At 69.0% G+C, this 13,846-nt stretch carries 11 protein-coding genes; 3 read left to right on the top strand and 8 right to left on the bottom strand.

The features are described from left to right. Positions 1-3: 3 nt before the first annotated feature. Complete coding sequence (locus tag ACRYCC_RS23805; RefSeq protein ID WP_433815457.1) at positions 4-792, bottom strand: MlaE family ABC transporter permease; 789 nt, start codon at positions 790-792, stop codon at positions 4-6. Positions 793-1,213: 421 nt separating this feature from the next. On the opposite strand from ACRYCC_RS23805, the gene ACRYCC_RS23800 reads away from it, so the two are divergent. Both ACRYCC_RS23800 and ACRYCC_RS23795 read left to right on the top strand, forming a co-directional pair. After that, a complete protein-coding gene (locus ACRYCC_RS23800; RefSeq protein WP_433815455.1) occupies positions 1,214-2,482 on the top strand; it encodes a lipase family protein in 1,269 nt (422 codons plus the stop codon). An 80-nt stretch (positions 2,483-2,562) separates the two neighbouring features. Beyond that, entirely contained in the window at positions 2,563-3,105 is a 543-nt protein-coding gene (locus tag ACRYCC_RS23795; RefSeq protein ID WP_433815454.1) for a hypothetical protein, read from the top strand. A gap of 154 nt (positions 3,106-3,259) precedes the next feature. Here the strand turns inward: ACRYCC_RS23795 and ACRYCC_RS23790 are convergent, their stop codons facing one another. Both ACRYCC_RS23790 and ACRYCC_RS23785 read right to left on the bottom strand, forming a co-directional pair. Then, entirely contained in the window at positions 3,260-3,472 is a 213-nt protein-coding gene (locus ACRYCC_RS23790; RefSeq protein WP_433816044.1) for a DUF397 domain-containing protein, read from the bottom strand. Between the two features lie 77 nt (positions 3,473-3,549). Next, positions 3,550-4,425, bottom strand: coding sequence for a helix-turn-helix domain-containing protein (locus ACRYCC_RS23785; RefSeq protein WP_433815452.1), 876 nt, complete (start codon positions 4,423-4,425; stop codon positions 3,550-3,552). 549 nt (positions 4,426-4,974) lie between these two features. On the opposite strand from ACRYCC_RS23785, the gene ACRYCC_RS23780 reads away from it, so the two are divergent. Continuing rightward, entirely contained in the window at positions 4,975-5,616 is a 642-nt protein-coding gene (locus ACRYCC_RS23780; protein ID WP_433815450.1) for a hypothetical protein, read from the top strand. Positions 5,617-5,679: 63 nt separating this feature from the next. On the opposite strand, the gene ACRYCC_RS23775 is transcribed toward ACRYCC_RS23780, so the two are convergent. From ACRYCC_RS23775 to ACRYCC_RS23755, 5 genes are all read right to left on the bottom strand, one after another. Next, the gene (locus ACRYCC_RS23775; protein ID WP_433815448.1) at positions 5,680-6,813 is read right to left on the bottom strand and encodes a DUF6801 domain-containing protein; all 1,134 of its coding nucleotides are present in this window, start codon (positions 6,811-6,813) and stop codon (positions 5,680-5,682) included. A 49-nt stretch (positions 6,814-6,862) separates the two neighbouring features. Next, on the bottom strand, positions 6,863-8,224 hold the full coding sequence (locus ACRYCC_RS23770) for a DUF6801 domain-containing protein (protein WP_433815446.1): 1,362 nt from the start codon (positions 8,222-8,224) through the stop codon (positions 6,863-6,865). A 284-nt stretch (positions 8,225-8,508) separates the two neighbouring features. Beyond that, on the bottom strand, positions 8,509-9,729 hold the full coding sequence (locus ACRYCC_RS23765; RefSeq protein ID WP_433815444.1) for a PucR-like N-terminal domain-containing protein: 1,221 nt from the start codon (positions 9,727-9,729) through the stop codon (positions 8,509-8,511). Positions 9,730-9,826: 97 nt separating this feature from the next. Then, positions 9,827-11,059, bottom strand: coding sequence for a helix-turn-helix domain-containing protein (locus ACRYCC_RS23760; RefSeq protein WP_433815443.1), 1,233 nt, complete (start codon positions 11,057-11,059; stop codon positions 9,827-9,829). Between the two features lie 368 nt (positions 11,060-11,427). Beyond that, positions 11,428-13,167 (bottom strand): DUF6801 domain-containing protein, encoded by a 1,740-nt coding sequence (locus tag ACRYCC_RS23755; protein ID WP_433815441.1) that lies wholly within the window; start codon positions 13,165-13,167, stop codon positions 11,428-11,430. Positions 13,168-13,846: the final 679 nt, after the last annotated feature.

Here is a 13,846-nt window from a genome sequence, read left to right as displayed (position 1 = left end):
CGCTCATCCTCCCTTCGGCGGGACGACCTGGAGGTAGATCCCGGTGAGCACGAGGTTGACGAAGAACAGCAGCAGGAAGGTGATGACGACCGACTGGTTGACGGCGTCGCCGACGCCCTTCGGGCCGCCGCCCGGGTTCAGCCCCCGGTACGAGGCCACCACGCCCGCGATGAAGCCGAAGAGCAGCGCCTTGAACTCGCTGATGTACAGGTCGGGCAGTTGCGCCAGGGCCGAGAAGCTGGCCAGGTACGCGCCCGGGGTGCCGCCCTGCATGAGCACGTTGAAGAAGTAGCCCCCGGCCACCCCGATGACCGACACCAGGCCGTTCAGCAGGACCGCCACCGCCGTGCACGCCAGGACCCGCGGCACGACCAGTCGCTGGACCGGCGAGACGCCCAGCACCTCCATCGCGTCGATCTCCTCCCGGATGGTCCGGGAGCCGATGTCCGCGCAGATGGCCGAGCCCGCCACGCCGGAGATCAGCAGCGCGACGATCAGCGGGCTGGCCTGCTGAATGACCGCGAGCACGCTCGCGCCCCCGGTGAACGACTGCGCGCCGAGCTGCTGGGTGAGCGAGCCGACCTGCAGCGAGATGACCGCGCCGAACGGGATGGACACCAGGGCGGTCGGCAGGATCGCCACGCTGGCGATGAACCAGAACTGCTCGACGAACTCGCGGGCCTGGAAGGGACGCCGGAACATCATGCCGAGGACGGTGGCGCCGAGTGCGAACAGCCGTCCGGTCTGCCGCAGCGCGCCGGCACCGGGAATGGAGGCTACCGGAGTGGTCATGGCAACCTCGATTTCCTGACGCGACGCCCGATGATCAGATGGCTCCGGCTTTCCCTGCCGGTAGAGGCCGATTAACGCCTCCGGTCATTTGCGCTCCGGTTCTCCGAAGACCTCCGGTGCACTTCTGGCGGCGTACGCTACTTGCAAGTAGCATTCCGGCGCAAGCCCTTCTGACCAGCCAGAACGCCGCCTGCTGAATTCTTGTCACCGGGTGATGAGGCCTGGCGTTCCGGATTGTCGTCAAGTGCGCATCCGCCGGGCTCACCATCCCGGATGATTTGTGCTCCGGTGCGCGCCGGGCCAGGGAAAGCACGCCTTATCTGACAAATATGGAATGCGCGCGGAGCCGCTATTGATTCACCCCGGAGTCCATGCGACGATCGCCGACACTAATGGCCGGGTATTGATCGGAGTTCGAGCTGTGCCTTCTCTTTCGCAGTCCAGCGGGCGGCTCATCCGGCCGGGGAGGGGCAGGGCGCCGGCCGGCCGGCGGATCCTCACGCCGCTGGCCGTCGTCGTCTCGCTGATGATCGTCGCGGGCACGGCGTCGGCAGGCACGCTGCCCGCGCGGAAGCCGGCCGTGCCGAGCGCGGCCGACGACGCCTTCTACGTGCCGCCCAGCCCGTTGCCGTCGGGGTCCCCGGGGGACGTCATCCGCTCGCGCCCCGCCAAGGCCGGGCCGCCGGCCGCCCGGTCACTGGCCGACGCGTGGCAGGTGATGTACCTGTCCACGGACGCGCTGGGCAGGCCCGACGCGGTGACAGGCACGATCCTGGTGCCCAAGGGCGTGGACCGGTCGAAGGCACCGATCGTCGGGTTCGGGCCCGGCACCCACGGCCCCGCCTTCGCGTGCACCCCCTCCACCATGATCAATATCGGTGCGTTCTACGAGCAGCCCGCGGTCAACGACATGCTGGCCAAGGGGTACGCGGTCGCCGTCACCGACTACGAGGGCTACCACCCCTCCCCCAGGACGACCTACGTCGTCGGCCGGTCCATGGGGCCCGCCCTGATCGACGGGGTGCGGGCCGCCCAGCGGCTGGCCGGCACGGGCCTGTCCGCGAACGCCAAGGTCGCCTTCCGCGGCTACTCCCAGGGCGGCGGAGCGGCGATGTGGGCCGGCCAGCTCCAGCCGTCGTACGCGCCGGAGCTCGACCTGGTCGGCGTCGTCGGCGGCGGGGTGCCCGCCGACCTCAGCGTCGTCGCGCTGCGCCTCAACGGCAAGCCCGGGTTCGGCTTCCTGGCCTACGCCCTGCTCGGCCTGGACAACGCCTACCCCGATCTCAAGCTCGACGCCGCTCTCAACGACGCCGGGCGCGCCGCCTTCGCCGCCCTGCGGGACCACGACTGCGCCGTGGAACTGCTCACGAGCTACCAGGGCAGGAAGCTCTCGGACTACACCACCAGCAGTCCCCTCGCCGACCCGGCCTGGCAGGCCGCCTACGCCGCCAACAGGCTCGGCGGCGAGCCCATCAAGGTCCCCGTCCTCCAGTACCACGACACCGACGACGAGCTCGTCGCCTTCTCCCAGGCGCAGACCCTGCGCGACGAGTACTGCGCGCTGGGCGTGGCGCTCACCTGGAAGACCTACGCCGCGGGTCACCTGTCCGGCGTCTTCTGGGGCAACGCCGACGCGCTGGCGTTCCTCGACGCCCGGATGAACGGCACACCCGCCACGTCCACCTGCTGACCGCCCTGGAGCCGGAAGCACAGGGCGAGGACCACGATTTTCCGCCGGCCCGGCCGGCGAAGTCACGAAGGAGACAGAACATGGTTGGACGTCTGATCACCGGGGTCGTGCTGGTCTCGGTGGCCGGGATCTCGCTGGCCGGATGCGGAGGGAAGGACCCGAAGACCGCGGCGGACGGCCCGGAGGTCGCCTGGGCGGGGCGCGTGTGCAGCGCCGTGGGCGCGGGCGGGGCCAAGCTGACACTCCCCCATCTCGACCCCAAGAACCCGCAGAAGCAGAAGGAGAGCCTCATCGTGTTCCTCGGCACGGTGTCCACCCAGCTCAAGACGCTGAAAACGAGCCTGGAGGGGCAGGGTGCCCCGCAGGTGACCGGCGGCAAGGCCTCGTACGACAGGGCCCTGAGCAATCTCAGCGAGACCCAGGCGGGCGTCGACTCCGCGGCGACGTCCCTGCGGGCGTCCAAGGTGAGCGATCCCGCCTCGCTGAAGCACGCCCTGGACGGCGTCGGGAAGAGCCTGGTCAAGTTCAGTGCCTACGAGGGCCCCTCCAAGGACCTGCGGACCAACCCCGAGCTGAACAAGGCGTTCACCAAGGCCCCGGCCTGCCAGCGGATCCACCAGTGACCGGGACCACGCCGACAGCACCTCTTTGGTTGACCGGTCGATGACCGGCCCACCGGCTACTACAAGTGGTCATCTGTCTGCACGGCGACCCCTTGCCGCACTGGAGCGAGGGGTCGCCGTGGTCAGGACAGGGTCAAATAAGCCCCTGACACCGTCAGAGGAGGTCGAACTCGCCGGCCTTGACCTGCGCTACAAAACCGCGCCATTCTCTGGATGAGAACTCGAGGACATGGCCGCCGTCGCCACACTTGCTGTCACGGGCCCCCATTTCTGACGCGGTGAGGCGTGCAACTTCCACACAGCTCCCATTATTATCGCAAGCGGAACTCTTCCTCCAGAAGGCCGCAGAATCTATATTAGGCAACACTGTCTCGCTCTCTTGTTCTGACACGGATTCTTCCAATGGTGGCCGGGGCGTGAGCTGGGCCCGTCGCGGACCGCCGACTAATCCTGCCACCTATCCTGGACGATTTGAAGAATTCGCGCACGCGACTCTTCAGGCCCAAGAGCCTGTGCTTTTTGGTGTTCAAAGGTGAGCCGATAGGCGTAGGCCACGGACTCATCCTGAGAGATGATGCTCATATAATTTTCGATGTTGACGATATCCGGGAACGTCACGTCATAAGCCGGGGAATAAACCAGCAGGTCGAAGGAGCCTCCCATGAAAAGTCCGTGAGGGACGCCCAACGGGAGCACCCGGATGTCGAGATTGGGGAGCCGACTCACTTCACAGAGGCGGGCCAACTGTCTGCGCATGGTGGCCTGATCGCCCACACGTCGGAGCAGGACGGCCTCGTCCAGCACGATCGACAGCTTGAGCGGCTGTGGCCTGACCAGAAGCAGCTGTCGCCGCATGCGCACGTCGACCAGACGGTCGATCCGCTGCGGAGGAAGAGCGCCGAGTATCTTGCCCCCTGTGATCACATGGCGTGCGTACTCTTCGGTCTGCAGAAGGCCCGGTACAACCAGTGCCTGGAAGTGGAAGGCGGAGTCCGCCTCGTCCTCGTAGGCGATGAGACGCGTGTAATCCTCGCGTAGATCGGACTGGTAGTCCGCCCACCAGCCTCTCTCGTTGGCCACTTGGGCGAGGGCGAGCACCTCCCCCAGGTGAGACTCGTCGACCCGGTAGACCTCCAGGAGCAGGCGCACGTCAGAGATACGTGCGCCGATCTTGGCGTTCTCGAGTCGACTGATCTTGGAAGGTGACCAACGGAGTCGATCCGCGACCTCGTCCGCAGTCATTCGCTTGCCGTCGCGCAACCGACGGAGTTCGGCCCCCAAACGCCGCTGACGAACGGTCGGGGTTCGCCGTGGCGCCATGACTGCCAGTTCCCTTCCACTACGAGGCCACTGGATAATATTGCACACTAACAGGGCCCTGGAGTCACGGATATAACAAGGTACGCCAGTGTCTCCGCATCTAGCCGTGCAACTTGCATGAGCACATTCGTGATCTTATTCCGTTCAGCCTGCCAGGGGAAGCACTGGCCCGAGGCTTCTAGACCCATCTAGCTCTCTGAGTGGTTGTTCCCTGATTGGGTGTTGTATGCATAATTGCTCACTTTGAGGGGTGTTGCCGGATGCTGTGCATCTTGCACAGCATCCGGATCCGGTCGACAATGCAGCCATGAAAGCGTTCGGAGTAGCGCCGGTCGACGCAGGGCCTCACGTTCTTCGCGCCACGCCGAAATGGTGGTCTTCGCTTGTTCAGCATGCCGCGCCCCGTACCAGCGGTGAGACATGTCACCCAGCACAGCCCCACGGCGACAGAACTCGGCCGGGCCTCCAGTCACGATTTCGCGGCAGGCTTGCCGACTAGTGCCCAGGACTGGGCGTACCGGCCATAGACCGGGGGAATGGAGGGGTTTGGTGAACAGCCTCCCCGTACACAGGAGCATCCTGGCAGTCGATCTTGAGGGATCAACCAGCGCGCTCCGCACCAACCCAATCAAGGAACAGCTACGAAATCGGGTATACCAATACCTGATCGACGCGCTTGCCTACGCGGGTATCGAGTCAAGACACTGTGACCCGTTTGAAGACCGCGGCGATGGCGTACTGATATTGGTTCATCCTGCCGATGACATCCCCAAAACGTATCTTCTCAGCCGTTTCTTTCCAGAACTCAGCCGACTCCTGATCAATTACAACGTGTCCCTTACGCCGGCGGAGTGGCCGTGCCGCAGGCTGCGGCTGCGCGTGGTGGTGCACGCGGGCGAGGTTCACCGCGATGACAACGGCTACTTCGGGGAGGAACTCGATGTGGCCTGCCGCCTGTTGGACGCTCCACGCGTGAAGCGACGCCTGCTAGAAGCAGCAGGTCCCCTGGTCCTCGTCGTATCAGAAGATATTTTCTGGGGGATAGTCAGACACGAATACGACGGCATCAGAGCGGACGCGTTCCAACTCGAAGTACGCGTCCGAGTCGCCGGTCGTCGCAGACAGGGCTGGATCCACGTTCCAGACGACGTTCTGATGCTGCTCGCGGTGGATACCGGAGAAGTGGCCTAGTACTCCAGTGCCCAGTCAGATCGCCGCGTTCCTGGCATATGCCACCAATACGAGGACGTGCCGCTAGGCCTTGGGGGTGAGGGTGGCGTTGACGGTGTTGCCCGCACCGGCGGTGAACCCGCTGAGGACCGAGGTGAGGACCCCGCAGTTCTGGAGGGCCGGCAGCGTGTAGGTGCCCGCGATCGGGCCGCCGTCGAGGGGGTCGAACACCTTGCCGGTCGAGGTGAGGGTGACGTCGGACGGCGTGGCGGTCTGGCAGCCCGCCCCGCCGCCGACCGGCAGCCCGAACACCGTGACCGACGGCAGCCGCACCGACATCTTCGAGTGCGAGGTCAGCACGCCGCCGGTCAACGTGCCCGTCGTCCTGCCCACCGGGCCGAAGGCGATGTCCGCGGTCGCCGGCACGAACCCCAGGAGCTTGAACGTGCCCTTCGTCGGCGCCAGCGCCAGATCCGCCTCGAAGGCCTGCGTGGACGGGTTCAGCACCGCGTCGATCGTGCCGCTCAGCGGAGCAGTGCCGTTGGCCGCCTTGACGAACGTGGAGCCCTTCAGCGCGAACCCGTGGTTCACCGTCCCGCCACCACCGGTGATCGTGAAGGACGCCAGCGTGCTGTCCTGACCGGGGTTTTGGGCGCACTCCGACTCGAAGGTGCCCAGTCCCGTCGGCTCGCCGTTCCGGTCGCGCGGGGTCAGCTTCAGCAGCAGGTCGCCGACGGTGATCCTGCCCTCCCCCGGCTGGGTGAAGGTCAGCGCCGGGCTGCTGCCGTGGGAGGTCACGTCGAACTCCCCCGCGCTTGGGATGGCGACCTTGTCGATGACGTTCGGCACCTTGAGGGGCAGATCGGCCTCGGGCGTGACGATGGTCGCGGCGGCGGTGGCGGTGCCCTCGAGCGTCGCGCCGTACATCGCGGTGAGTCCCTTGGTGGAGTACGCGCTCACCGTGTCCACCGTGTCGATGGCGATCTTCGGGATCTGCTGCCCGACCGCGACGGTCTTCGGGACGTCCGAACGGACCCGTACGGTCAGGGGCTGCAACCCGATCAGCGGGAACGGGCAGGTGTACGTCAGCGTCAGCGACACCGGGTCCGCGGAGGCGGTGCCCGTCCCGGCGACGCCGGCCAGGCCGTACACGGCACCGGTGACGGCCGCGAGGGCCAGGGCCGTGCGGGCCCTGCCGTGCTCTGTCTTGGCGTTCACTTGCCACCTCTCGGGTCACGAAAACGGCGGGCTTCCGCGGGCGCGCCGCTCAGCGCGTCAGCGCCGGCACTTGCGGGGGACAATTGTTCGTCGCGGGCGGGGAGCATATTCGTCCTTGGATCATCTTGATGTCGTTGCCCGATCCGGAGACCGCCGCCGTGAAGAGCGGGTCGAGATTCTCACCCACTCCGCAGCCCTGGAATGGCGGAATGTGGATCGTCCCCAGCAGCGACCCCCCGAGCACCGGGTTCTTGTAGTCGCTGCCGCCCCTCAGCGCGATATGCGCGGGCCGGGAAGTCCGGCAGCGCTTTCCGACGTCCAGCGGTGTCCCGTTGACCGTCACGTCGTGCAGGCGGATGGACATGTCCGTGCCGACCTTGAGGACGCCGTCCGCGATGTCCAGGTCGAAGCCGCCCATGCCGACCTGGGTCATCTCCAGCGTCGCCGTCGTCGGCATGAAACCGAACGTCAGGAAGGTCGATCTCGCCCGCATCGGCTGCACGAAGGCGAAGTCGACGAGAATGTGGCCGTCCTCGTTGGGGGGATGGACGATGACGTTCGTGAGCGCCGGTCGGCCGAACGCCGGATCGTTGAGCGCGGTCGCGCCGTTGAGCTTGCTGACGTTGGCGTACCCCGACATGTAGGCACAGCCCGCTTTGCCGGGGTTGTCGAGAGAAACCGGGAGCTTGCCGCACTCGGCCGGAGTCTCCGCGGCGGCGGCCGTCCGGGGGTCGCCGCTCCCCGCCCCGGGCTTCGGCGCCGCCGAAGCCGCCGCCGCCGAAGCCGCCGCCGGTGCCGGAGCGCCCGGGGCGGCCACCGGGATGGTGGCCAGCGTGGCCGGCCCCGGCTCCGGGGTGCACGTGATCGCCGGTCGCGGCGGCCCGGCGGCCGTGCCGTCGGCCTTGTACGCGGTGAGGGCCAGCGTGAGCTCCCCCGCGCTGACGGTGACGTCACCGGCCCCGCCGGCCGTCACCGCCGGTACGGACCCGGAGGCGGCGAGCACCAGGTCACCGTCGGCGGGGACCGGCGTCGCGGGGGTGGTCAGACCTGGCCAGCCGGCCTCGGCGGCGGTGCCGTGCTGGGCCACGGCGACGGTGAGGCGGGCGGTGCCCGTGACCGTCGTGGCGCCGAGGCCGGTCAGGTCGGCGAGGGCGGCCCTGGGCAGGGTCACCGTCGCCGTCACCCGGCCGGGCCGGAGGGGCCGGCCGGGGGTGCCGGTGGCCGGAAACGTCCCTTCCACCCGGACCCCGGCCCGCTGGGGGCCCTCCGGAAAGCGGCACCCGTAGGTCATGCTCACATCGGCGGCCTGCGCGCTCGCCACCGCACCGCCACCCGGCAGCGAACCGAGCACCACCACGCTCAGCCCGATCGCCGCCATCCGGAGCGGCCTCCGGCGCACGCCGATTCTCATATACGGTCACCTATTCCGAGAACTGCCGTCCATCTCATGAGCCGGCGGCACCGACGGCACCAGAATGTCGCGCCACGGATATGCTGAATGAGCGCGGAAATAAGCCTATCCCTGCCGGAAACCGCACACAAGTGAAGGCGTCCATATAATCGCCTCGCACAGAAAGGCCTGTCACCCGATGACAATTGCCTTACCGGCCATTGTCGGCGCCCGCACGAAAAGACGGCGGCTTTTGCGCCCATCGCGCATTCCGTGATTCCGGCCGGTCGCCGCTTCGCCGGAGTTCACGCGTCCGGCCCGCCGGTCCCCAGCTGTTCGCGCAGCCACTGGGCACGGAGCACGGCCTCGATCCCGAACCGGGCGTCCGGGTCCTCGAGCTGCTCCCCGAGTGCCTGCTCCAGCTTGCGTATCCGGTAGCGCACCGTCTGCGGATGGACGTCGAGGAGTTCGGCCATCTCCGCGGCGGTCCCCCGGGTGACCAGCCAGGTGCGCAGCGTCTCGCCGAGCCGGTCGCGCCTGCCCGGGGTCAGCTCCTCCAGGGCGGCGAGCGATCGCCGGGAGAGCCTGCCGGTCAGCGCGGTGTCCGACAGCAGCCAGAGCGTCACCAGGTGGTCCTCGCACAGCGTCAGGTGGCTCTCGCCGAGGACGCCGGCGCCGGCCAGGGCGAGGGCCCGCCGGGCCCAGCGGCACGAGTCCGCCGCCTGCCCGAGCGGCACGGTGAGCCCGACGGCGACCCGGTCACCGGGGATCGCCGCCTCCAGCATGGCGCGGCGGGCCGCGGTGAGCGGACCGGGCAGCAGCAGGTGCGGCTCCGCGCCGTCGAGATCGGTCAGCAGATCGTGGTCCAGCGCCGCCCGCACGTACCGCGCGCCGCTCTGGGCGGCGACCATGGTGACCTCGCCCGGCAGGTCCCAGCCGGCGGTGCCCGCCAGCTCGGTGAGCGTACGACCGGGCACGGACGGGCCGGCCAGGATGAGGCGGAGCAGCCGGCGGCGCCGCTCGTCCAGGGCCACCGCCGGATCCGCCTTCGCCTCCAGATAGCCGTTGAGGGACAGCGCGGCGAGCTCGTCGAGGTAGACGAACAGCGCCTCGGCCAGCCGTGACATCACCAGGGAGGAGAGCCCGTGCCGCGGTGCCACCTTCATGATCCGGCGCCAGGCCGCCTGGCCGCCGATCCGGTAGGCGGCCTGCAGGCAGTCCATGCTCCTGCCCTCCTGCGCCTCGTACTGGCCGAGCCGGCGGCAGATCTCACCGTTGCCCTCGTGGACCGCGGCTGGATCGGCGACCCGGTCGACGAACGCGGTGAGCCCCTGCTCCACGCCGAGCCGCAGCGTCTGGCCGTAGGGGCCGTCGATGGGGCGGGCGTACTCGGGGATGGCACGGCGGATCTCAGTGATGATCTCCTCGGCCAGGCTGGGCAGCTCCGGCCGCATGAGCGGAGCGAGCTGCCGGGGCAGGGGGACCGCCGGCTCTTCCGGGCGTCCCGGCCTGGGGGTGGGCGCCACGGGACACACCTCCTCGATACGGTGTTCGACGGCGTTTCGTGGGCTGGGCGGCCTGACGGGGACCGAACGGCTCCTCGTCCGGTCCGGTGGCCGGGTGTCAGGTCTGCGACGACGGCGTGCGATCGGCCCCGGCGGGCCCGGTGTCGCGAAGCCGCGTGGCGCGGACCGCGAGCTCCAGCCCGAACCGCGCGTGGACATCGTCGAGCTGGTCGCCGAGGGTCTCCCTGATCTGCCGCATCCGGTAGCGCACCGTCTGCGGGTGCAGGTGGAGGCGGCCGGCCACCTCCACCGCGTTGCCGGAGGCCTCCAGCCAGGCGCCGAGCGTCTGGATGACCCGGCGCCGCTGCCCGCGGGTCAGCCCCTCCAGCGCGGCCAGCCGGCGCCGGGAGAGCTGATCGAGCAGCGCGGGATCCGACGCCAGCCACAGGGTCAGCAGATGCTCGTCGCACAGCGTCAGCGGACCGCCGCCGATGACGCCGGCGCCGGCCAGGGCCAGTGCCCGCCGGGCCCAGCGCAGCGAGTCCGCCGCGTCCGACGGCGGCACGCAGACCCCGGCGGCGGCGCGGTTCCCGGCCAGCGCGGCCTCGAGCATCGCGCGGCGGCCGTCGTCCAGGCGGCCGGGGATCAGCACGATCGGCTGCGCCCCGTCCAGGTCGGCCAGAACGTCGGGGTCCAGGTCGCCCGGCGCGCACCGCGCGTCCGGCTGTACGGCGACGGGGGTCACCTCCCCGGGCACCGCCCAGCCCGCGGACTCCGCCAGTTCACCGATCGCGGACCCGGACGCCGCGGGATGTTCCACGATGAGGTGCAGGAGCCGCCGGCGCCTCTCCTCCCGTTCCTGGGCCGGTCGTGCCTTCGCCTGCGCGTAGCCCTCCCGGGACAGGGTCGCGAGCTCGTTGATGTACCCGAACAACGCCTCGGCCAGCGACGACATGACGAACGACGAGAGGTTGTGGCGTTCCCCGACGCGCATCGCCCGGCGCCAGGCCAGCTGCGCCCCCACCCGGTAGGCGGCCTGCAGGCCGTCCAGGCTGCGGCCCTCGTGGGCCGCGCTCCGTCCGAGCACGCGGCACATCTCCTCGCGTTCCGCGGGCGAGGAGGACGGCGCGGCGATCTGGTCGACGAACGACGCGAGCACCTGTTCCACGCTGGCGCGCATGACCACCCGGTACGGGCCCGTGCCCGGCTGCGCGAGCTCCGGGAGGGTACGGCGGATCTCGGTGACGATCTCTTCGGCCAGCCCGGGCAGTTCCGGTCGCAGGAGCCCGACGAGCTGAGCGGGCAGTTTGCCGTGCCGTTCCCGGCCGGCGGGGGCGAGTGCGAGGCTCATTGTCCGTTCCTCCTCGGGCGGGGGGCGGAGGGGTGGTGCCCCCGGGATCGATCAGGCCGTACGGCCTGCGACGTCTCGGTGCCGCGTTCACCGCGGCCGGGTGCCGGGGCGCGGCGCTCCGTGGGCCGGCAGGGCGAACACCTCCGACTGTCCTCCGGGGCACCGGCCACGCGAAATGAGTCGTCCGCACGTACCGGGAGCGTCTTTTAGCAACGAGCCGACAAGCAGGCGGCCGGCCCGGCACCGCGCCGATCGCCTCCGCCGAGGCCTTGGTCGTGGCGGCCCGCCGGGCGGACGTCACGGACGGGCCGGCCCCCGCCGCATGCCGCGGCGGGGGCCGGCCTGTGTTCGGCGGACGTCGTCGGTGACTAGTCCTTGGGGGTCAGGGTGGCGTTGATGGTGTTGCCGCTGCCCGCGGTGAACGCGTTGAGGATGCTGGTGAGCGGTCCGCAGTTCTGGATGGCCGACAGGGTGTAGGTGCCCGCGATCGGCCCGCCGTTGAGCGGGTTGAACACCGGGTCGGTGGACTTCAGCGTGATGTCGGAGGGGGTGCTGGTCTGGCAGGTCGCCCCGCCGCCGATCGGGATGCCGAACAGGTTGAACGACGGCAGCTTGACGAACATCTTCGAGTTCGAGACGAGCACGCCGCCGGACAGGGTGCCGGTGGTCTTGCCCACCTGGCTGAACGCGATGTCCGCGGTCACCGGCAGGAACCCGAGGATCTTGAAGTTGCCCTTGGTCGGGGCCAGTGCCAGGTCGGCCTCGTAGGCCTTCGTGGACAGGTTCAGCACCGCGTCGATCGTCCCGTTCAGCGGAGCCGTGCCGTTCGGCGTCTTGACGAACGTCGAGCCCTTCAGCGTGAACCCGTAGTTCACCGTTCCGCCACCGCCGCCGGTGTTGGTGTGCACGGTGACGGACTCGCTGGCGGCCGAGGTGTTGCCGGCCGCGTCCTTGGCCTTGACCGAGTAGGTGTAGTCGGTGTCGGGCGTCAGACCCGAGACGGTGGCGCTGGTGCCGGTCGCGTCCGCCACCTTGGCACCGGAGCCGTCGTAGACCTCGTAACCGGTGACACCGACGTTGTCGGTCGAGGCCGCCCAGGTCAGAGCCACGCTCTTACCATCGGCCGCCGACGTCCCGCTCGGCTTGCCCGGCGCGGTCGGAGCCGTCGTGTCCGGACCGGGGCCGGTGGCGGTGGTGTGGACGGTGACCGACTCGCTGGCGGCCGAGGTGTTGCCGGCCGCGTCCTTGGCCTTGACCGAGTAGGTGTAGTCGGTGTCGGGCGTCAGACCCGAGACGGTGGCGCTGGTGCCGGTCGCGTCCGCCACCTTGGCACCGGAGCCGTCGAAGACCTCGTAACCGGTGACACCGACGTTGTCGGTCGAGGCCGCCCAGGTCAGAGCCACGCTCTTACCATCGGCCGCCGACGTCCCGCTCGGCTTGCCCGGCGCGGTCGGAGCCGTCGTGTCCGGGCCCGGCTCCGCGGGCACGACCGTGAAGGTGGCCAGCGTGTTGTTCTGACCGGCGACCTGCGTGCACGCCGCCGAGAAGGTGTCCGAGCCCTTCTTGAGCTGGATCGGCTTGCCGGTGGAGTCCCGTGCCGTCAGGGGGTCCATGAGAAGGTCCCCGATGGTGACGCTGCCCTCGCCGGTGTTGCTGAAGGTCAGCGACGGAGCGCTGCCGGTGGCGGGGACCGCCATCTCGCCGTCCGCGGGTACGGGGGTCGGCGGGATGGTGGTGGGCACCTTGAGGGGCAGGGCGGCGTCGGGCGAGTCGATGGTCGCGCTCGCCGTGGCGGTGCCCTCGAGCGTGGCGGCACCGACCAGGTTGAGGCCCTGGACGGTGTCCGCGTTGATGTTCGCGGTCGCCTTCACCGCGATCTTCGGCGTGGCCTCGCCGACCTTGATCGTCTTCGGAATGTCCGATTCGATCTTCACGGCCATGGTCTGCACCCCGACGATCGGGAAGGTGCAGCTGTAGTTCAGCGTCAACGACACCGGATCGGCCGAGGCGGGACTCGCCGCGACGCCGGCGAGACCGAACGCGAGTCCGCCGACGGCCGCCACGGCCAGCCCGGCCCTGGTCTTTCCTGACTTCTTCTGGGCTTCCACTTGTTACCTCTCGCTGTACGAAACCAGGACTGGTGCATCTCGATGAGCACCAGCTTCACGCGCGCCCCCGAAAACCAGGCCCACCTCCAGAACAGGTAGTTCGGATAACGTCTGCGGAATACTCGGATCACATATTCCGATCCGAAACTCCGAGTTCCCCTTTTGTGCGGCCGGGACCCGATGAACGTCACCACAGGCCAGCAGCGCGCTGACCGGTTCCTCGGTCCGTCTCGCTGCGATCTCTTGGGTTTCGGATTTGTAAACTACTCACCAGTACATCCGGCGTCAAGGCCCTGATTCCACAATTCCCGGCACTCTGTAGATGACCGGCGTGCCATTCTGTGATCCATAAGGCCCTATTTTCGTAATGAGCGAGCATCCAACGGGACGGCTTTATCACCGGATGCCAATAAAGGGCGTAATTCGCGAGTCGCCGAAGAGAGCCGGCCCGCATCCCGGCCTACGTTCCTTCCTCGCGGAGTTGTCACCTCGTCCGCTTCCGCGCAGGCGGCCTTGTCATCGTCTGACAATGGCCGGAACGGCGCCGGAGACAGGCCGGCCGGGACCGGACGCGTGAGCCCTCCCCGCAGGCAGGCGGCCCGTGAGTCGGTCTCGACGCGCGCACGGCCGGGCGCGGGCCGCCGGAAGACGGGCCGGGGAGGAATGGCATCTGAGACGC

The sequence above is a fragment of the Actinomadura scrupuli genome (genome assembly GCF_050971785.1).
Taxonomy (GTDB): domain Bacteria; phylum Actinomycetota; class Actinomycetes; order Streptosporangiales; family Streptosporangiaceae; genus Actinomadura_E; species Actinomadura_E scrupuli.
Note: the sequence above shows the minus strand (reverse complement) of the source record. Positions and strands in the feature narration are given on the sequence as shown.